The sequence below is a fragment of the Microbulbifer sp. YPW1 genome (assembly GCF_013367775.1).
Classification (GTDB): Bacteria; Pseudomonadota; Gammaproteobacteria; order Pseudomonadales; family Cellvibrionaceae; genus Microbulbifer.
The window spans coordinates 3,837,807-3,857,690 of the sequence record NZ_CP055157.1; the positions used below are offsets into that span (position 1 = coordinate 3,837,807).

Genomic DNA, 19,884 nt, shown 5'->3' on the forward strand with positions numbered 1-19,884 from the left:
AGATTCCATTCCACAGTAATAACGGGAAAGCAGTTATGGAAAAGCCTCGCGACCACCAGCTCAGTATGAGTGTCCTGATGACGCCAGACATGGCCAACTTTACCGGCAAGGTTCACGGTGGTGAGTTACTTTCATATCTGGATAAAGTGGCCTACGCCTGCGCCAGTCGTTACGCGGGCCGATATGTTGTGACGCTTTCAGTAGACCGGGTCATGTTTCGTCAATCAATCAATGTCGGCGAGCTGGTGACTTTTCTTGCTTCGGTAAATTACACCGGCAACACCTCGTTAGAAGTGGGTATTAAAGTGGTGACCGAAGACATTCGCACCCGTGTGGTCCGGCATACCAACAGTTGCTATTTGACCATGGTGGCGCTGGATGATGACGGTAAACCGGTGAAGGTGCCACCGTTCAAGCCCCAAACCCTGGTAGAAAAACAGCGCTTTGAGGCGGCCATGCTGCGCCGCAAGTTGCTGCACGAACAGGAAGCGGCCCACGAGGCCATCAAAGAAAAAGTACGGGGATTTCAGTTTGAGGTTAGCGAATAATCGCGGATAGGGGAATTGTCATGATTCTCCACTCAAGGTGTTCCACAAGTTCCTAAAATCTCCGTCAATAAAGCACTGCTGATAACGAAGGCAGAGCACACTCACGAACGTACGGTGATTCACCGGGTGGGGAGCCCAGATCATGCAAGACTTTGTGTTACAAGCAGGTGACCTCGGGATACTGATTCAAACTATTCGCGCCGAGGGGTATCGGTTGCTGGGGCCGGTCGTACGAAAAAACTCGGTCATCTGTGGTGAAATCGAGTCTTCTTCTGAGTTGTACGCTGGAACGGATTTGCAGCGTCACTCTGGCAGATACACTTACTTCAGCCATGCAGCCGGTCTTCAGGCTTGGAACAAGTCCTTGCAATTCCCCTGGCGGAAAGTCGCCCATACGGATGCTGGTGAGGGGCGTCTTCCGATCACAAAAATCATTGAGGATTCTCAGCCGCTGGCAATTCTCGGGATACGCAGCTGCGAGCTACACGCGATTAGTGAGACGGATTGCGGGCTGGGAAAGGTGCGGCATCGCGATGGCCGTTCCGCGCCCTGGAATCGGGATTTTTTCTCGGTTTCAGTGAATTGTAGGCCCGCAGGGGATGCGTGTATTTGTAGCGCAATGGGACCGGAATCGGAAGCTGAGATGAGCCCACCCGGGGATCTGGTCATGACCGAAGTGTGTGATGCTCATGACCACTACTTTCTTATCGGAAGCGATTCCTACCGCGGTGCCCAGATTCTGCAACAGTTGCCGGTGACGCCCGCCTCAGAATATCAACTTGAGCTTGCGCGAAAAGTTGGCCAAGCCGCGGTACTCAGTGCCGAGCCCGATATGTCACGCGTCAGGCAGTTGGTCTCACGTACATAAGCTGATCAAACACACTCGAAAGCTATTGTTCCCGCCGGATAACTTCAACTCCGTCGGCAATCCGCTCGCTGGGGTGAAGTACGACAACCTCTCCTGGCTCAACCCCAGTCAGTACTTCAGCCACTTGCCCGTTATTGTGGCCGACTTCAATTTCTGTGCGCACCGCACGACCTCCAGTGACCCTGAACAGCGCCCAGGATTTCTGGTGTCGGAAGAGGCTGCCGGTGGGCACCTGAACTACATCCTGCGCGCGCCAGGTTTCGATTGCTGCATCCACCCGATAGCCGTGGCCGAGTCGCGCCCAGATTTCCCTGGGGTCGACAAAATCCACGATCACATTGACCCGCTGCTCCTCAATGCCGAGGGCGGAGATTTTGGTAAAGCCGTAGGGCTCAATCAGCCGCACTCGGCCATTCAATGGCGAGTCGCCGCCCCAGTTGGTGATATTGACCGGTGCACCGGGCTGTACCCTGACGGCATCTCGGGAGAGCAGGTCGATTACAATCTCCAGCTCTCCGGGATTGCCGATTTCCAGAAGTGGGGTGCCAACCGGCACAACTCGCTCGCTTTCCTGTAGCAGCCTGAGTACACGACCGGAAACCGGTGCAGTGACCTGCACGATTTTTTCCTTATTCAATACCGGCTCGCCCGGTTGGGGCTCGATCAATGCCGCGCGGGCATTCTCCAGCTCTCCCTCACTTACCCTTTCCGCAGCGCGGGCGGTATCCAGTGCGGCCTCGGCGCTATCCAGTGCAAGCTCGATGCGCTCAACCTCAACCTTGGAGATATGTCCCTTCAGCGCCAGCTTACGCGCGCGCTTGGCATCGGCCCGGGCGAAATTAAGCCGGGCTTCCGCATCCCGACGCTCTGCACTGGAAAGCTTGAGCCCGGCTTCCGCGCTGCGGATGGAAGCCTGTGCCTGGCTGCGCCCCCGTTCATCGAGAAACTGCGGGTGGGTAGGCAGCAATTCCACGAGCGGCGTGGACCCCGTTTTCACTTCATCGCCCACTTCACTTTGTATACGAAGCAGGTAGCCCGTGACCGGTGCGGAAACCACGAACACATCGTGTACCCGGGTATATCCTTCATCGGTGACCGCTACCTGCATGGGACCGCGGGTCACTTCGGTCATATCGACGGGCACCGGCTTGGGTGAAAATGCGTAGATAAAAAAAACCACCAGGCCGAGGATTATCCCGAGACCGGTGATACGTTTGAACAGCTTGCGGCCCATGGCGCTCCTGAGTCCCATATCCCTGGTTCACTCGCGAGTTTTCAGTACCGAGATCAAGTCAAGCTTGTGGATACGCCGATTTACCAGCATGCCGGAGAATATCGCCGAAAGCAGTACCACCAATGCTGCGTATCCATAAGTGGAGGGACTGATGATCAGAGGAATGCGGAACAATTCCGTATCGAATGACTGTACCAGAGTCCAGGCGAGTAAATAGCCGAGCAGGGCACCCAAAGGCAAGGCGAATACCGTCAGCAACGCGAGTTCTCCCAGTAGGATGTACGAAACCTCTCCGCGGGTAAGCCCGAGCACCCGCAGACTGGCGAGCTCGCGCCCGCGCTCCGAAAGGGATATCCGGGCGCTGTTGTACACCACCCCAAGCGCGATCAATCCGGCAAACAGGGTATTGAAAAAAACAAAGGTGCCGAGACTCTCCTGTATGGTCTCGTAAAACGCATCCTGGGCCTGCTCCTGCAAGCTGACGCCGGCGACCACAGGGGTGTTCTTGAGTGCGCGATAAAACGCATCGGTTTGCTCGGGATCGATCAACAGGTAGGTTCCCGAGATTACCATGTCATCCCGCAACATCCGGTTCATTGCGGCAAGATCCATATAGGCTGCGGTGCCCATATAGGTTTTCACGATACCACTGACCATGACATCGACTTCAGGGCGGCGTCCGGTGCGCACCTCCAGTCGCAGACTTTCCCCAGTCTGGATATCCAGTAGCTCCGCCAGCTTGTCGGACAGCACGATGCCCGAGTCGGGCAAGGGAACCGGGTTCATATCCGTATCCACCACGCGGCTTAAATCCGCACGTGGGATGAGTCCGATAACGGCTTCCCGGCGATTGCGGGGACCATTGCGTAAAACCGCCGGAATGGCGCGAAACGGTTCAGCGCTCAGGGCACCTGGTGCGTGCAGCACATCCTGTACAGCGCGAATATTTCGCGGCTCGACAAAATTCACCGTCACATCCTGGCGGTCAATCACGTTAAAGCTGATATCTACCATCACCATCATTGCGTCCAGAGAAAAGCTCGAGCCAATCAACAGCCCCATCGACATCGCGATGCCGATACAGGTCATGGCCGCTCGCTTCGGCCATCGGTAGAGATGGCGCAGGATCATCCGTGAGGGCTGGTCAATACCGTGTGTAATGCGCTCAAGACCACGCGTGAGCGTCCCAAACCAGCGTCCCGACCGGCTGTAATCTGGGGGCGGTGGCGGAACCATCGCTACCGCTGGATCCAGTCGTACCACTTTGCGCACCGCGGTAAATGTACCTGCGGCGGATACCAGCAAGCTGAAACCTATGCCTACAAGGTAGACGTCAGGCGGCGCGCGAAACAGTAGAAACGGGAATTTGAAATAGTCCATGTACATGCGCGCCAGGCCGTGCCCGAGCCACAAACCGAGGGCAATACCAATCACAATACCCAGTAGCGTGATTACCCCGACCATTTTCAGGTAATGCATGGCCACCGAACGGTTGCTGTAGCCGAAGGCCTTGAGCAAGCCGATCTGCTCCCGTTCCGTGTCCACCAGTCTTCCAATGACGACATTCAGAAGAAAGGCAGCCACCAGTAGAAAGATAGGTGGCAACAGGCGCCCCATGGTTTCAAGCTGGTCGATTTCATTGGTCAGGAATTGATCGGAGATTTGCTGGTCGCGCCCGTACGCGCCGGTGGCACCATAACGTTTCAGTAAAAGGTCCAGCTGGTCGAGCAGTGCCTCTTCGCGATCACCGGTGGAGGTGAGCAACACCACTTCATTGAAGGCGCCGTCCAGATCGAACGCATTGGCAAGGGCGTCCCGGTTCATCCACAGCACGCCAAAGCGCTTCTTGTCGGGCACAATTTCCCCGGGAGAAATCGCGTACACATATTCCGGCGATAGCGCTATGCCGCTAATTGTCAGCTGTTTTTTAGTGCCGTTGAGAATGGCATACAGATGATCCCCGGGTTGCAGGCCGTGGGCTTCTGCAAAGGCCTCCAGTGCAAGGACTTCTTCTTCTCGTACAGGATCCGGATAGCGCCCTCGACGCAAGACAAAGTCGTTGATATGTGGCCCGCGAATAAAGGGCAGGGACTGTATTTCGCCGGTAATCGGCGCTGCGGCGCCCTCGACGTCGAGAATGACACCCGCGCGAATGCGGGTTTCCGCACGACGAACACCGGGCAGCTCGGTGATATGTGCAAGCTGTGCGTTGGGCGCACGTTTCACCGGGGCCCAGACATCGGCAAAACGATAGCGTTCGTAATACGCCGCGCGGGTATCTGCCAATGACGCCAGCATGCCTTTCGACATCAGGTACATGCCGATACCGCAGCCAATTACCACGGCGATGGCCAGGGCCTGGCCTTTGATGGCCCAGAGATCACGCGCGAGTTTGCGGTCCAGCGGCCTTAGAATCCCGATCACAGGGCCGCTACCAGCTCAGCTCTGCCGGTGCGCAGGGATGTGAATTGGTTTCGGTATTCTGTATCTGGCCGTCTGCCATCGTCAGGATACGGTCGGCCATTTTGGCGATGGCGGCGTTATGGGTGATCACCATGGTAGTGGTGCCCAGTTCGCGGTTTACCCGCGCAATGGCTTCGAGGACGACAATACCGGTTTTACTGTCCAGTGCGCCGGTAGGTTCGTCACACAGCAGCACCCGGGGCTGCTTGGCGATGGCGCGGGCGATAGCCACTCGCTGTTGTTCGCCCCCGGAGAGCTGCGCGGGGAAGTGGTCCATCCGCTTTGCCAGTCCGACCAGTTCCAGAGCCTGCTCGGGCGTCATCGGATGCTGGGAAATCTCCGTCACCAGGGCCACATTTTCCCGAGCAGTGAGACTGGGGATCAGGTTGTAGAACTGAAACACGAAGCCCACGTACTCGCGCCGGAATAACGTGAGGTGCCGGTCATCGAAGGCGGTCAGTTCCTCCTGGTCGAAAAACACTTGTCCCGCACTGGGTGAATCCAGCCCGCCGAGAATATTCAGCAGCGTTGATTTGCCGCTACCCGAGGGGCCGAGCAATACCACCATTTCACCGCGGGGCACGGAAAGGCTGACCCCGCGCAGAGCGTATACCGTGGATTCGCCACTGCCGTAGGTCTTGGTCAGGTCCTCAGCTCGGATGGCCGGGTAGTTATCGCTTTCCATGAAGGAACCCCGATTCCGTGGGTTATCCATTTTGCTGTAGAGCCAGTCCGCGGCGGGGGAGCCTTTTCATGGCGGCAAACGATCCGTCAGCTAGGTGGCATCCGCGCCGGGACATCACTCTGCTTCTATTCTAGAGGGAAACGAGCGGCATGAAATAAACGGAAATGAAACTTGCGGCGATGACCAGAACAGGGCGCTCAATATGACAGGTATTGCTGCCGGCGCTGAAGCCATCGGTCGTATTGCAGAGGTCCACGGCCCCGTTGTGGTTGTCCGCTGCAGCTCACTGCCGCCTTTACGACAGGCTCTGCGCGCATCCATCGATCACGAAAGCTACCTGTTTGAGGTACACCAGCATGTGGACCAGCACCATGTTCGCGCAATTACCCTGCACCGTACCGCCGGGTTGAGCCGAGGCCTGCCGGTTTTTGATACGGGCGCACCACTGCATGTGCCGGCGACCCCAGACTGCCTGGGCCGGCTGCTGAATATTTTTGGTGAGCCGCTCGACGGCGGTGACCCTCTCAGCCCTCGGGAGTTCCGCAATATTCATACGGCGCCAGTGCCACTCAGGGATGTAATTGGCACCGGAGAGATCCTGCAGACCGGGATCAAGGTCATCGATCTGTTGTGTCCCTTTGTGCGCGGCGGCAAAACCGGCCTGTTCGGTGGCGCCGGCGTGGGTAAAACGGTACTGGTGATGGAGTTCATGCATGCGGTGGCTTCATTGCACAGCGGCGTATCGGTATTTGCCGGGGTCGGGGAGCGTATCCGCGAGGGCCATGAGTTGTGGCACGAAATGCGCGAGGCGGGCGTGATGGAACAGACGCTGATGTGTTTCGGACAAATGGATGAATCCCCCGGCGTGCGCTTTCGTATCGGCCTTTCCGCGCTCGCCTACGCGGAATACCTGCGCGACACCATGCAGAAAGAAGTGTTGTTCGTGATGGACAATATCTTCCGCTTCGTGCAGGCGGGCAGTGAGATATCCAGCTTGCTCGGGCGAATGCCCGCCACCGTTGGCTACCAACCCACACTGATCAGTGAAGTGGCAGAGCTCCAGGAGCGGATTCTCTCTACCCGCGAGGGCGCTGTCACCGCCGTTCAGGCGGTATATGTACCCGCGGACGATATGACGGACCCGGCAGTGAGTGCGATTTTCAGCCATCTGGATTCCTCGGTGGTGTTGTCGCGGGCACAGGCAGGCAAGGGTATCTACCCGGCGGTGGAACCCTTACTTTCCAGCAGCCGTATGATGGACCGTCATACCCTTGGGGATCGACACTACGCGGTGGCGGAGGGCGTGCGCGAGCACCTGGCCCGCTACCGTGAGCTGGAAGACATTATCGCGATGCTGGGTATCGAAGAGCTTTCCTCCCGCGATCGCCTGATCGTGCAGCGCGCGCGCAAGCTGCAGCGCTACCTTACCCAACCGTTTCAGGTCATTACCTCCCAGACCGGGATGGCCGGCGTATCGGTGCCGCTGGAAACCACACTCGATGATTGCGAGGGGTTTCTTCGCGGCGACTATGATGAGGTCTCAGAAGAGGGCTGCTATATGCGGGGTGGTATGGGCGACAAACCGCGGTGAATACATTCACTCTGGAATTGCTCGCGGCTACCGAACAACAGCGGATCAATGGCGTGGTGTCTTTCGTAGGCGAAGATGCATCCGGCAGCTTCGGTCTTATGGCCGGGCACGAGCGCTCTTTGACGGTGCTGCTATTTGGTCTGGCGCGCTTTCGCCGTGCAGACAACCGGTGGCAGTATCTGGCGATCCCCGGAGGGCTGCTCTATTTTGTCGATAACCACCTGCAAATATGTACCCGGCACTACCTGATTGACAGTGATTACGAGCGCATCTCCCTGACCCTGCAACAACAGCTGCTCGCCGAAGAACGCGAATTGCACAAGATAAAGGAGGGCCTGCGTCGCATGGAGGAGTCGGTACTGCGCCGACTGTGGGAACTGGGGCGGCCCGGTGGGGAATAAACCACGCACAATGGATTGCTATGGCCGGTGAAAGAAGGAATAGAGACGAAGAGCTGCGGCAACAGGTGATACGCCAGGCCAAAAGAATGAAGCAGGCCGAGCACGACCGCCGTACACTGCTGGCGCAGACAATCTATATCGGTACCCTGGGACTGGTATTCGTGTTGCCGGTGGTGGCAGGTGCCTACCTGGGCCGTTGGATCGACGAACTCGCCGACGGCTATTCCACCCGCTGGACACTCAGCCTGATTTTTCTCGGTGTGGTGGTAGGTGGCGTCAATGTCTACCTGCTGATCAGGGAGTGAGGCTAAATCCGGTGAATGGCGGTGAACTGTCTCCGGCAGTCGTTTTTCATATTGGTCCCTTGCAGCTCACCGCTACGGCGCTGACCACACTGGGTATTGTCGCGGCACTCGGCCTCTTTGTTTGGTTGCTCAGCAAGCGTTTGCGGGATCAGCCTGGTGCGCTGCAAACAGCCGCCGAAGCCGTATATGTGGCGATGGAAGATGCGGTGCGCGCCGTAGCCCCGGATCACGTAAAGTTGCTGATGCCATTTGTGGGCACCTTATGGATATTCTTGGTGGTGGCCAATCTCACCGGCTTGATACCCGGACTCCATTCTCCCACGCGGGATCTCTCCGCCACTGCGGCGCTGGCGATACTGGTGTTTTTCTCGGTGCACTGGTTCGGTATCCGCGATAAGGGCCTGCGCCGCTATCTGCGTCACTACGTCACACCCAATCCTATACTGCTACCGTTCCATGTGCTCAGTGAGATCACCCGTACGGTTGCACTGGCGGTTCGTTTGTTTGGCAACATGATGAGCCTGGAAATGGCCGCGCTACTGGTTCTGTTAGTGGCGGGCTTTCTCGCTCCGATCCCGATACTCATGCTGCACATCATTGAGGCCCTGGTACAGGCATACATTTTCGGCATGCTTGCGCTGATTTATGTGGCCGGTGGCCTGCAATTGCAGCAGCTCAAACAGGCATCGCAAGGACAAGATTAAAACAGGAGAGTAGCGTGAGTGATATGACCTGGTTTACAGGACTTTCCACGGTCGCCGCCGTCATCGGTATTGCCATCGGCGTACTCGGGCCGGCCTTTGCCATGGGGCGTGCCATCAGCAGTGCGCTGGAAGCCATGGCACGACAACCGGAAGCGGAAAAGTCCATTATGCGCACCCTGTTTATCGGCCTGGCGATGATCGAGTCCCTGGCAATTTACGTGCTGGTCATCATTCTCATCGTGCTGTTCCGCAACCCGTTGCTGGAATACATCGCCAACGGGTAGGGAAAGCCCCATGGAACTCAACTGGACGACTTTCCTACTCGAGATCCTCAATTTCCTGGTATTGCTGTGGCTGCTAAAGCGGTTTTTCTACAAACCCCTCCAGACGGCGATTGCGCGTCGCCAGGCGGCCATACAACAGCAGGTCGACGATGCCCGGAAAATGAAAGAAGACGCGCAACAGTTGCAGCAATCTTATGAAAATGATCTTGCGGCACTGGAGCAGGGGCGAGAGGAGGCGCAGGCCAGATTGCAGGGAGAACTGAACAGGGAACGGGAGCGACAGGAAAAACAACTGGCGGATTGGTTGGAGCAAAAACGCCAGAAGGCTCAGGTGATCGAACAGCGCCAGTTACGCGAGTCCCATCGGCAACAGGAACAGCAGGCGCTGGAGCAGGGGAGCCGGTTTGCCGCGTGCCTGTTAAAAGCCGGTGCGGGGCCGGAGCTGGAATCCCGCTTACTGGAATTTTTACTCGAAGCACTGCGCAAGCTGCCAGCGGAGCAGCGGTCAACCCTGCAGCAAACCCTTGCCGGACAGCATGAATCCGTGGACGTCTTGAGCGCCTTTCCGCTGTCTTCCCCGGCGCGCGAGCGGATTGAAAGCACCCTGAAGGAATTGTTAGGGCGTGAAGTGCGAGGTCATTTTCAACAGGATTCCCAGTTGATCGCCGGCTTGCGTATTGCGATTGGCCCATGGGTGTTGGGCGCTAATTTACGTGACGAGCTGGCGGCGTTTGCGCAACTGGAAGAGGCGGCTCCCAGTGAATGACAGCCTGCTGGCGCGTCGCGAAAACTGGCTGAAACAGTACCACCTGCAGCTGCGCATGCACCAGCAGGGTCGGGTGGTATCGGTGGGCGATGGCATCGCCTGGGTAGCGGGCTTGCCCACTGCGGCCATGGACGATCTGCTGGATTTCGCCGACGGCAGCCGCGGGCTGGTGTTCGACCTCACCAATGATCTGGTCGGTGCGATCCTGCTGGAAGAAACCCCGGGTCTTACCGCCGGGGCGACCGCGCGACTGCAGGGCAAGCCGCTGGGGGTCGCCGTTGGCGATGCATTGCTCGGGCGGATTATTGATCCGCTGGGCAATCCCCTGGACGGCGGCGACACGCCCGAATGCAGCGGCTGGCAACCGCTGGAGAAGAGGGCGCCGAGCATTGTCGCACGGGATTTTGTCAGTCAACCGCTCTACACCGGCAGCAAGGTACTGGATACCCTGATTCCCATCGGTCGCGGGCAACGCCAGTTACTGGTGGGGGACGAGGGGCTGGGGCGCAGCTCGCTTGCCCTGGATACGGTGATCAACCAGTGCGAACAGGGCGTGTATTGTGTCTACGTGCTGATCGGGCAGAAGCGCTCGGCGGTAGTGAATACCATTGCACTGCTGCGGGACTACGGCGCTCTGGATTACACAACGCTTGTTGTCGCCGAGGCCAGCGCACTGCCCGGTCTCCAGCATCTGGCGCCATTTGCCGGCTGCAGTATTGCCGACTACTGGATGCAACGGGGGCTGCACACGCTCGTGGTATACGACGATCTTTCCACCCATGCCAAGAATTACCGGCAGCTGTCACTGCTGTTGCGGCGGCCGCCGGGGCGCGAGGCCTATCCCGGCGATATTTTCTCGGTACATGCAGGCCTGCTGGAGCGCGCGACCTGTCTCAATTCCGCCAATGGTGGCGGCAGTATGACGGCACTGCCGATTATCGAGACCCAGCAGGGCGAGATTGCGGCCTATATCCCTACCAACCTGATCTCCATTACCGATGGCCAGGTTTACCTGGACCGCGAGCTGTTCGCCGCTGGTTTCCGGCCCGCGATCGATATCGGCAAGTCTGTCTCCCGTATTGGCGGCCGCGCGCAGCATCCGGCGATCAAAAAAGAGGCGGGGCGGATGAAGCTCGACTATCTGCAGTTTCTCGAGCTGGAGATGTTCACCCGCTTTGGCGCCAAACTGGAAGAGAGCATGGAGAAGGCGATCCACCGGGGGCGCATACTGCGTGAAATCCTGAAGCAGGAGCGCCTGGCCCCGCTGCCAATCGAGTTCCAGCTGGCGTGGATGGTCGCATTTAACGATGGCCTGCTGGACGCGCTAACACCGGACCAGGTGCCTGCAAAGCTGGAAAAAATACAGCGGCATGTAGCGACCTCAGGGCTCAGGCTGCAAACTGATCGCGCGCACTGGCGCAACCAGCTGGCGAACTGGCTTGGAATTGAGGCCGGCGCCAAGGACAAAGCATGAGTCGGCGACGGGAGCTATTGCACCAGTGCAAAAAATTGGGGGAAGCACGGGAGATCGTTTCGTCGATGAAATCCCTGGCGTTTATGGAAAGTCGCCGGCTGGACAATTTCCTGGGCATACAGCGGCAGCTAGTGCAGGTCATGGAAACGGCGGCGGCGGACTTTCTGCAGTTCCACTCTAACGTGCTGCAAGGGGCCGACCTGCACGGGGAAGCGCCTCTGCATCTATTCCTGTTGCTTGGGTCAGAGCGCGGGTTCTGTGGCAATTTCAACGTGCGCCTGGTGGACACCCTGGAGCTGGCCATCAGGGAAAAAAAGGATGGCACCGGGGATATCGCGGTGATCGCTTGTGGACGAAAGCTGTGCGGCAGACTGGAAGGCCATCCGCACCTGATTGCGGATCTTGATGGTGCGGCAGTGCTCGATGAAGTGACCGGCACCCTGAACAGACTGGTGGACACCCTGGGTGACCTTCAGCGCGGCGAGACTGCGCTGACACTGACGGTGCTTTATCACGACCCGGAACAGGAATCCGTGGTTGTGCGTGAATTACTGCCGCCATTCCAACAACTGCCATCCCACAACACGGGATTGAACGGTCCACCCCAACTGAACCTTCCCCCCGGCCAGTTTCTGATGGCACTTGTCGACCAGTACCTGTTTGCCGCCCTGCAGGAGATGCTCTACGTCTCACTGATGGCGGAAAACCTGCAACGCATGCAACACCTCGAAGGCGCGGTGCGGTACCTGGACCAGAACCTGGAAGCTCTGCGGCGCCGCAGCAACCAGCTGCGGCAGGAAGAGATTACCGAAGAGATCGAAGTCATACTGCTGAGCGCAACGAGCGTGAAACCGCCAAAAGCGGATTGAGTGGAAATACATCCAAGGTCGCCCGAGGTCCGGATACACCGCCAGTCATTGCTGTGCATCACTCAGGGTGAAATAGAGTTCCTCCTCCTGGGCGAAATGCAGGCGTACGATGGCGATCAGGCTCAACAATACCCGTCGCAGTTCCTGTAGCTGCAGTTCATCCGGCACCTCTTCCGCAAGTTCTGCGGCCAGCTGTTCGTAGCGGTGGGCGAGGCGGAATATCTCGCGGTGGGTGTGGCTCATGGCGCCCATGGGATCGAAACCCTGCACCATCTTTGCCAGCGCGGGATACAGTTTCTCTTCATCCTCGCGCTCGTGGGGTAACAGCTCCTCCCGGATTACTGAGGCCGCGGTCTGGATTTCGGCGCTTACCGCTTTCTGGTCGTCGTGATTATTATTGGCGCTGTTGTTGAAGAAGTGGCCCGCAGCTTCCAGGCGATCAAGGACTGGCTGCAGCTCGTTGTGCTGACGCTGCAGCTGTGCGACGAGCGCTGTCGGTAGCCGGGCCTCGGGTTCATTGTCCGGGGGTGGGCGCAGGGCACGCAGGGCATTGAGAATCACTGCAACATCAATCCCTTCCTGTACCAGTGCGCCGAGTACCGGCGGCAAATATCCGAATGCGGCCACCACCATTGCCAGCACCGACAATGCCATACCGGCGACCACACTCTGTACCGCAATTTGACGGCCGCGACGGGCAATACCCAGACCATTCGGCAAGCAATCGAGCCGATCCACCAGCAGCACCACATCGGCGGCTTCCGCGGACGCGCCAGCACCGCGAGCACCCATGGCAATACCCACATCGGCAGCCGCCAAAGCGGGCGCATCATTGACCCCATCGCCCACCATGCCGGTGTTGCCGCGCCGGCACTCCGCTTTGACCGCCGCCACCTTGTCGGCGGGCGATCGCTCGGCGAGCACGGCATCAAATCCGAGGGACAGTGCCACCGTCTCGGCCACGTCCTGGCGATCACCGCTTAGCATCACGGTGCGGCGAATACCCGCGCGATGCAGTGCCCGCAATGCCCGCGGGGTATCGAGGCGGATCTGATCGGCCAGCAACAGTAGCCCGGCCATGCGCCCGTCGATACGGACGAACGCACCGGAAAGGCCGCGCTGGGCCATGTGTCGCAGACGGGATTTGGTCCAACTGTCGCTTGTAGCTCCCTGCAGAATCAGCGCGAGACTACCGACCGCAACGGGGTGCCCTTCAACTTCCCCGGTAAGTCCTTCGCCAGGCTCTTCCTTGACCTTGTCCGGAATGCTGAGGGTGAGATTCCTGCGCCGCGCCTCCGCCACCAGGGACTGTGCCGTGCTGTGCTGCGATACCTGGTCCAGTGAGGCGGCCAGGCGCAATACTTCGTCGGGGGGAAAGCCCTCAGTGGCATCTATACCGACCAGCTGGGGGCGTCCGGTGGTGAGCGTGCCGGTTTTGTCGAACAGCAGGTTCTGAATGTCCGCCAGCTGCTCGAGCGCAGTGCCGTTCTTGATCAGGATGCCGCGCTTAGCGGCCTGGGAAATAGCGGCAATAATGGCGACCGGTGCCGCGAGAATAAGCGGGCAGGGTGTTGCCACCACCAGCACGGCAAGCGCGCGTACCGGGTCGCCCGAAATCCACCAGGCCGCGCCCGCCAGAACCAGAACCGGCGGAATAAACCAGAGCGCATAGCGATCCGCGAGGCGGGTGAAGGGCGCTTTGCTCGCCTGGGCTTCAGCGACCATGCGTACGATACCGGCATAGGTACTGTGCTCGGCGGTTTTCAATGCCTGCAGTTCCAGTGGACTGCCGGCGTTGATCACCCCGCTCAAAAGCTGGTCGCCACGGGACCGGCGACGGGGTTTCGACTCCCCGGTGACCGCGGACTCGTCGAGGTCTGCGGTATCGGAGATCAACAGTCCATCCACCGGCACCGCTTCCCCCGGTTTTACAATCAGTAGATCCCCGACCTGCACCGCATCTGCTGGAATTTCTTCGAGTGTGGCTACTTCCTCGGGGTGGGCACCGGACTGCGCGCCAGACTGGATACGACGGTGGGCGACACGCGGGGTGCGCTCAACCAGTGCGGAAAGCTCCCGCCGTGCGCGCCCGGCAGAATACTCCTCCAGCGCGCGGCCGCTGGCAAACATAAAGGCGATCACCGCCCCGGCCAGATGTTCCGACAGTGCCAGGGCGGCGATCATGGTCAGCAGTGCCAGCAGATCCACTCCCGCCTGTCGCCGGGCGATGGCGCGTAGCGTGTCCACCGTGGCGACAACCAGCATCAGCACCACGGCCGAAATCCATGGCAGTGACGGATTGACGCCAAACATCCAGGCCACACCACCGGCGGCAAGCAGCAGGGCGATCACCAACACCAGCGCCATATGAAAATAGCGTGTCAGCTGTTCCATGAGCGCGGAGTCAGTAGCCGGCGAGCTGGGCCGGATCGCAGATTGTTGTTCGGCAGAAGAACTTCGAGTCATAAAGGGAAGTATATGATCGGCGCGGTGCTATTTTTGCAAGTACTGGATGCCTTCTGCTGCCTTTCACCCATCTTGCAAAAATAAAATGACCACGCCTGATTCCGACCATTTGGCCCCATGGCATAACCTGACTGCAGCGGAAGTCTCGACACGCCTCGACAGTGGCGAGGCGGGATTGACGAAGGCTGAAGTTTCCCGCCGCCTCGAGCAATACGGTACCAATACCCTGCCTCAGCCGCGCCTCACAGGATTCCCACGCCTGTTCATTCGTCAGTTCATCAGTCCACTGATCTACGTATTGCTTGCGGCGATGGTGGTATCCCTGATTGCCGGAAAATTCGCTGACGCTTCCTTTATCGGTTTAATCCTGTTGCTGAATGCGCTGATCGGAGCGCTGCAGGAAAATCACGCCAATCGCAGTGCGCAGGCCCTGCGTAGCTTGATGGTCATTCGTGCGCGGGTCGTGCGTGACGGTAAGGTGACAGAGATCTCGGCAGAGAATCTGGTACCGGGTGACAAGGTGTTGTTAAGTTCCGGCGATCGGGTTCCCGCAGATATGCGGCTGCTGGAAGCGGCTGGCCTGGAGGTGGACGAGTCGGTACTCACCGGAGAATCTCTGCCGGTGCTCAAAAATAGCGAATTGATTTGCGATGCTGACTCGCCGATCGCAGAGCGGGGCAATCTTTGCTTTGCGGGTACTCTCGTGGCCGCCGGGCGTGGCCGCGCCCTGGTGACGGCCACGGGGTTGCAGACCGAGATGGGCAAGTTGAGCCAGACCATGGAGGCGGCGCACTCAGCCAAACCCCCTCTGTTCCAGCGTATCGAGCGATTCAGTAAAAAGCTGACCATTGCATTGCTGGTCGCCGTGGCGTTGTTGGCGGCGATCGAGCTTGCCCGCCACACGGATCCGTTGGTGATTTTTATGACGGCGGTAGCCCTCGCCGTGTCTGCGATTCCCGAGGGACTACCGATGGCGCTGACCCTGGTGCTTTCCGTCGGCACTCGGCGCATGGTCAAGCGTCACGTTATTGTGCGCAAACTGGTAGCGGTAGAGAGTTTGGGTTCCTGTACCGTGATTGCCACCGACAAAACCGGCACCCTGACCGAGAACCATCTGACCGCGCGTAAAGTGGTTTTCTGTGACGACGTTAGTGTCACCATTGACGGCGGCAAATTGCCATCCGCTCCTGAGTTTCCCCAACATACCGATGCCCGTGTGACCCGTCTCGCCACAGTGGCCGCACTGTGTAACGAAGCCGAATTGCGCCCTCTGGAGAATGGCGAATGGCACAGCAGTGGCGATGCCGTGGATCAGGCCCTGCTCGTGATGGCGCACAAAGTCGGATTGACTCGCCGAGGGTTGGAAGCACACTGGCCAGAGCAGGCACAGATACACTACGAGCCCGCACTCGGCTTTGCTGCCACGCGCCACGTAAATGCGCAGGTTCAAGGTACATTGATCTGCGTCAAAGGCGCGCTGGAGAAGCTGCTGCCAATGTGCAACCGCATGGCTACCGCCGATGGAGACATGCCACTGGACGCGGAGAAGGCGCTGTCTGCGATGGCGCGTCTTGCTGAGCAGGGCGCGCGCGTCCTGGCGTTTGCCGATGGTGGGGGCAGTGCGTCAGATCAGTTTGTACCGGAGAGCCTCCACGGGCTTTGTCTGCTCGGCCTGGTTGGGATGTTTGATCCACTGCGCCCGGGAGCCGCGGCCGCGGTAGCCGAGTGTCGGGCGGCGGGTATTCACGTGTGCATGCTCACCGGAGATCATCCGCGCACGGCGCTTTCCATCGCGCAGGAACTGAAACTCGCGGACAGCGGAGACAAACCGGTAACCGGTGTTGACCTTGCCAGTGCGGAAACGCACGGACCAGCGGCCCTGGATGCGCTTACCGCTGACACCCGGGTTTACGCGCGGGTATCACCTGAACAGAAGCTCACCATTGTCCAGTCGCTGCAGCGCCAGGGCCAGTTTGTGGCAGTGACCGGCGACGGGGTGAATGATGCTCCGGCACTGAACAGTGCACACGTGGGCGTGGCAATGGGAGAGCAGGGCACAGAAGTCGCTAAAGAATCTGCCGACCTGTTATTGACCGATGATAATTTCTCCTCGGTGGTGGCGGGTGTCGAGGAGGGGCGGATTGCCTACCAGAATATCCGCAAGGTGATTTTTTTCCTTATTTCTACCGGTGCTGCCGAAGTGGTGCTGTTTGTCCTCAGCACGACCTTCGCGATGCCCCTGCCGCTGACAGCGGTGCAGCTACTTTGGCTGAACCTAGTCACCAACAGCATCCAGAGTGTGGGGCTCGCGCTGGAGCCTGGCGAAGGCGATGAGATGCGCAGACCGCCGCGACCGCCGCAGGAATCGCTGTTCAACCCGGTGATGTTGCGCCGCGTTCTGGTATCGGGCGTGGTGATGGGCGGGCTTGCGTTCATCAGTTTTTACTGGTTATTGCAGCAAGGCTGGGAAGTGGAAACAGCCCGCAACAGCGTCCTGTTGTTGATGGTGTTGTTTGAAAATGTACAGGTTTTCAATAGCCGCTCAGAGAGCCGATCCATCTTTCGCCAGCCATTTTTTTCCAACCCGATTTTGTTGCTGGGCACCCTGGCCGCACAGGGCATTCACATCCTGTGCCTGTATTCACCGCTGATGCAGGAGGTACTTGGAGTATCTCCGGTAAGTTTAAATCAGTGGGGCGTATTGCTGTCGATTGCGCTTGTGCAGGTTTTAGCAATGGAGCTTTTGCTGCGTTTTAACCGTTGGAAAGCGTCACCGTGACTATCTGTTTTGCCGTTCGATCGCTGCGACCGTCTCAATAGTCCGCAGCAGCGCATCTGGGCTGAGGCTAATGGAATCGATACCCAGGTGTACCAGATACTCGGCAACCTCGGGGTAATTGGACGGCGCCTCACCACAGATGCCCGCGGGAATACCATTGCGTTTCGCGCCTTCGACTGCCTGACGTATCATCTCGTACACGCCAGGATCCCGCTCATCGAAATCAAACGCGACGATATCCGAATCGCGGTCGACACCGAGAACCAGCTGGGTCAGGTCATTGGAGCCGATGGAAATTCCATCAAACAGCTGGCTAAACGCATCAATCTGCACGACATTATTCGGAATTTCGCACATTACATAAACCTGCAGGTCATCCGATCCCTGTTGCAGGCCAAGCTGCGCCATGGCTTCCAGAACCTGCTCTCCCTCAGGGATGCGGCGACAGAATGGGATCATCACCTTGATATTGGTGAACCCCATGGTTTCCCTGGCACGCTTGAGAGCGGCGCATTCCAGCGCGAACCCATCCGCATAGGCCTTGTGCGCATAGCGGGACGCGCCCCGGAAACCCAGCATGGGGTTCTCCTCGTGGGGTTCGAAGGCACTGCCGCCAATGAGGCGCGCATATTCGTTAGTCTTGAAATCCGAGGTGCGTACAATGATCGGGCGTGGATAGAAGGCTGCGGCGATGGTGCCGATGCCTTCGGACAGCTTTTCGATAAAATATTCCGCGCCATTTGCGTTGTTGGCAGTGAGGGAGGCAATGGCTGTACGCGCTTCCTCATCATCGACCCTGTCAGGGCAGGCCAGCGCCATTGGGTGAACCTTGATGTGCTCGTTGACGATAAACTCCATGCGCGCAAGTCCAACTCCGTCACAGGGCAGTGCACTCAGGCGGAAGGCCTGCTCGGGGCTACCGAGATTGATCATCATTTTTGTCGCTGTCTGCGGTACCTGATCAAGCTCTACAGTGTTCACCTCAAAAGGTATTTCACCCTGGTAAATCCGCCCGACATCCCCCTCGGCGCAACTGATGGTCACTTTTTCACCGTCTGATAGTGCGTGCTCATCACCAATACCGACGACAGCGGGAATCCCGAACTCGCGGGCCACGATGGCGGCGTGGCAGGTGCGGCCGCCGCGTTCGGTGACCAGTGCCGCGGCCCGGCGCATCGCGGGGCCCCAGTCGGGACTGGTGCTTTCCGCGAACAGTATTTCGCCTTGCTGGAACGACGCTAATTGTGCGGCATCGGTGACCCGCCGCACCTTGCCCGTGCCAATACCGGTACCGATGGCGCGTCCGCTCGCACGCAGGGTGCTCTTGTCAGGCTTGTGAGGAAAGTGGTAGCGCTTTAACTGGTTCCGTGGCTTTTGAGATGCGACGGTCTCCGGCCGTGCCTGTAACAGGTAAAGCTGGCCGTCATCACCATCTTTTGCCCACTCCAGATCCATGGGGCAGGGGGCGCCGCGCTTTTTGCTGTAATGTTTCTCCGCGGTGATGGCGTAGTGTGCAAGGGTGAGAATCTCGTCGTCGCTCAGGCTGAAGCGTTTGCGATCTGTTTCCGATGTTTCAATGTTGTGTACGGCCTGACTATTCAGATCCTGGTCACAGACCATGGTCTGCTGCTTGGCCCCCAGTTGCCTGCGCAGTACACAGCGGTACCCGGCCTCGTAGGTGGGTTTGTGTACATAAAATTCATCCGGATCGACCGTGCCCTGCACGATATTTTCCCCCAGCCCATAGGCAGACGTGACAAACACTACATCGCGGAAGCCACTATCGGTATCCAGGGAAAACATTACGCCACTGGACGCCATATCCGCTCGTGCCATTTTCATCACAGCGATCGCCAGTGAGACCTTGAAGTGATCGTAGCCGTTGCGCTCGCGATAGCTGATCGCGCGGGCGGTAAACAGGGAGGCGAAGCAACGCCGGCAGGACTCAAGCAAGCCATCGCAGTCACCGATATTCAGGAAGCTGTCGTGCTGTCCCGCAAAGCTGGCGTCCGGTAAGTCTTCCGCGGTAGCGGAACTGCGCACGGCGAGGCGCAAGCCATCGCCATATTCCTCACACAACCTGGCATAGGCATCGCGGATTTCCCGGATAAGGGTTTCGGGAAGGCCGGCCGCGTACACGATTTCACGGGCCTGGCTGGCGATCTTGTCCTGTTCGTTATTGTCGGCACCAGAAAGCCCCGCCAGTAGCTCGCGCAATGGCTTCCAGGCACTGGCATTGTCGAGTATCGCGCGATAAGCATTGGCATTGATCGCAAATCCATTGGGCACGCGTATGCCGTGCGGAGTAAGCGCGCGATACATTTCCCCTAGGGAGGCCGTCTTGCCGCCGACATCGGCAATATCATCGAGCCCGATATCCTGGAACCAGCGGATGTAGCGATGCGCTTGCATATGAAATTGACCTTCCGAACTTGTCTCTATTTTCA

At 58.6% G+C, this 19,884-nt stretch carries 16 protein-coding genes; 11 read left to right on the forward strand and 5 right to left on the reverse strand.

Annotation, left to right across the window (positions count from 1 at the left end; all coding sequences use genetic code 11):
• Positions 1–35 precede the first annotated feature (35 nt).
• Together HUW35_RS15580 and HUW35_RS15585 are read left to right on the forward strand one after the other, a co-directional pair.
• Positions 36–548 (forward strand): acyl-CoA thioesterase, encoded by a 513-nt coding sequence (locus tag HUW35_RS15580; RefSeq protein ID WP_181253149.1) that lies wholly within the window; start codon positions 36–38, stop codon positions 546–548.
• A gap of 142 nt (positions 549–690) precedes the next feature.
• The gene (locus tag HUW35_RS15585; protein ID WP_181253150.1) at positions 691–1,416 is read left to right on the forward strand and encodes a hypothetical protein; all 726 of its coding nucleotides are present in this window, start codon (positions 691–693) and stop codon (positions 1,414–1,416) included.
• A 22-nt stretch (positions 1,417–1,438) separates the two neighbouring features.
• Here the strand turns inward: HUW35_RS15585 and HUW35_RS15590 are convergent, their stop codons facing one another.
• The 3 genes from HUW35_RS15590 to HUW35_RS15600 are packed head-to-tail and all read right to left on the reverse strand — an operon-like array spanning position 1,439 to position 5,798.
• On the reverse strand, positions 1,439–2,668 hold the full coding sequence (locus tag HUW35_RS15590; RefSeq protein WP_181253151.1) for an efflux RND transporter periplasmic adaptor subunit: 1,230 nt from the start codon (positions 2,666–2,668) through the stop codon (positions 1,439–1,441).
• Positions 2,669–2,677: 9 nt separating this feature from the next.
• On the reverse strand, positions 2,678–5,074 hold the full coding sequence (locus HUW35_RS15595) for an ABC transporter permease (protein WP_219932602.1): 2,397 nt from the start codon (positions 5,072–5,074) through the stop codon (positions 2,678–2,680).
• 7 nt (positions 5,075–5,081) lie between these two features.
• The gene (locus HUW35_RS15600; protein WP_181253152.1) at positions 5,082–5,798 is read right to left on the reverse strand and encodes an ABC transporter ATP-binding protein; all 717 of its coding nucleotides are present in this window, start codon (positions 5,796–5,798) and stop codon (positions 5,082–5,084) included.
• A 202-nt stretch (positions 5,799–6,000) separates the two neighbouring features.
• Here HUW35_RS15600 and atpD point away from each other — a divergent pair, with 202 nt between their 5' ends.
• From atpD to HUW35_RS15640, 8 genes are read left to right on the forward strand one after another with little or no spacing between them, the layout of a single operon-like run.
• The gene (gene atpD, locus HUW35_RS15605; protein ID WP_181253153.1) at positions 6,001–7,389 is read left to right on the forward strand and encodes a F0F1 ATP synthase subunit beta; all 1,389 of its coding nucleotides are present in this window, start codon (positions 6,001–6,003) and stop codon (positions 7,387–7,389) included.
• Positions 7,386–7,790: a F0F1 ATP synthase subunit epsilon gene (locus HUW35_RS15610; protein WP_181253154.1), complete on the forward strand. Its 405-nt coding sequence runs from the start codon at positions 7,386–7,388 to the stop codon at positions 7,788–7,790. Before atpD ends, HUW35_RS15610 begins: the two co-directional genes overlap by 4 nt.
• 20 nt (positions 7,791–7,810) lie before the next feature.
• Positions 7,811–8,095, forward strand: a complete 285-nt coding sequence (locus HUW35_RS15615; protein WP_181253155.1) for an AtpZ/AtpI family protein — start codon at positions 7,811–7,813, stop codon at positions 8,093–8,095.
• Positions 8,092–8,799: a F0F1 ATP synthase subunit A gene (locus tag HUW35_RS15620; RefSeq protein WP_219932603.1), complete on the forward strand. Its 708-nt coding sequence runs from the start codon at positions 8,092–8,094 to the stop codon at positions 8,797–8,799. The genes HUW35_RS15615 and HUW35_RS15620 overlap by 4 nt, the downstream gene beginning before the upstream one ends.
• Positions 8,800–8,822: 23 nt before the next feature.
• A complete protein-coding gene (gene atpE, locus HUW35_RS15625; protein WP_255463619.1) occupies positions 8,823–9,083 on the forward strand; it encodes an ATP synthase F0 subunit C in 261 nt (86 codons plus the stop codon).
• A 10-nt stretch (positions 9,084–9,093) separates the two neighbouring features.
• Positions 9,094–9,849 (forward strand): F0F1 ATP synthase subunit delta, encoded by a 756-nt coding sequence (locus tag HUW35_RS15630; protein WP_181253157.1) that lies wholly within the window; start codon positions 9,094–9,096, stop codon positions 9,847–9,849.
• The gene (locus tag HUW35_RS15635) at positions 9,842–11,323 is read left to right on the forward strand and encodes a F0F1 ATP synthase subunit alpha (RefSeq protein WP_219932604.1); all 1,482 of its coding nucleotides are present in this window, start codon (positions 9,842–9,844) and stop codon (positions 11,321–11,323) included. Before HUW35_RS15630 ends, HUW35_RS15635 begins: the two co-directional genes overlap by 8 nt.
• Positions 11,320–12,192: a FoF1 ATP synthase subunit gamma gene (locus HUW35_RS15640; protein WP_181253159.1), complete on the forward strand. Its 873-nt coding sequence runs from the start codon at positions 11,320–11,322 to the stop codon at positions 12,190–12,192. The genes HUW35_RS15635 and HUW35_RS15640 overlap by 4 nt, the downstream gene beginning before the upstream one ends.
• 45 nt (positions 12,193–12,237) lie before the next feature.
• On the opposite strand, the gene HUW35_RS15645 is transcribed toward HUW35_RS15640, so the two are convergent.
• The gene (locus tag HUW35_RS15645; RefSeq protein WP_181253160.1) at positions 12,238–14,586 is read right to left on the reverse strand and encodes a heavy metal translocating P-type ATPase; all 2,349 of its coding nucleotides are present in this window, start codon (positions 14,584–14,586) and stop codon (positions 12,238–12,240) included.
• Between the two features lie 157 nt (positions 14,587–14,743).
• Between HUW35_RS15645 and HUW35_RS15650 the strand changes: the two genes are divergently transcribed.
• On the forward strand, positions 14,744–17,437 hold the full coding sequence (locus tag HUW35_RS15650) for an HAD-IC family P-type ATPase (RefSeq protein ID WP_181253161.1): 2,694 nt from the start codon (positions 14,744–14,746) through the stop codon (positions 17,435–17,437).
• On the opposite strand, the gene ppsA is transcribed toward HUW35_RS15650, so the two are convergent.
• Positions 17,438–19,849 carry a phosphoenolpyruvate synthase gene (gene ppsA / locus HUW35_RS15655; protein ID WP_181253162.1) on the reverse strand — a complete coding sequence of 804 codons (2,412 nt, stop codon included), beginning with the start codon at positions 19,847–19,849 and terminating at the stop codon, positions 17,438–17,440.
• Between the last annotated feature and the right edge of the window lie 35 nt (positions 19,850–19,884).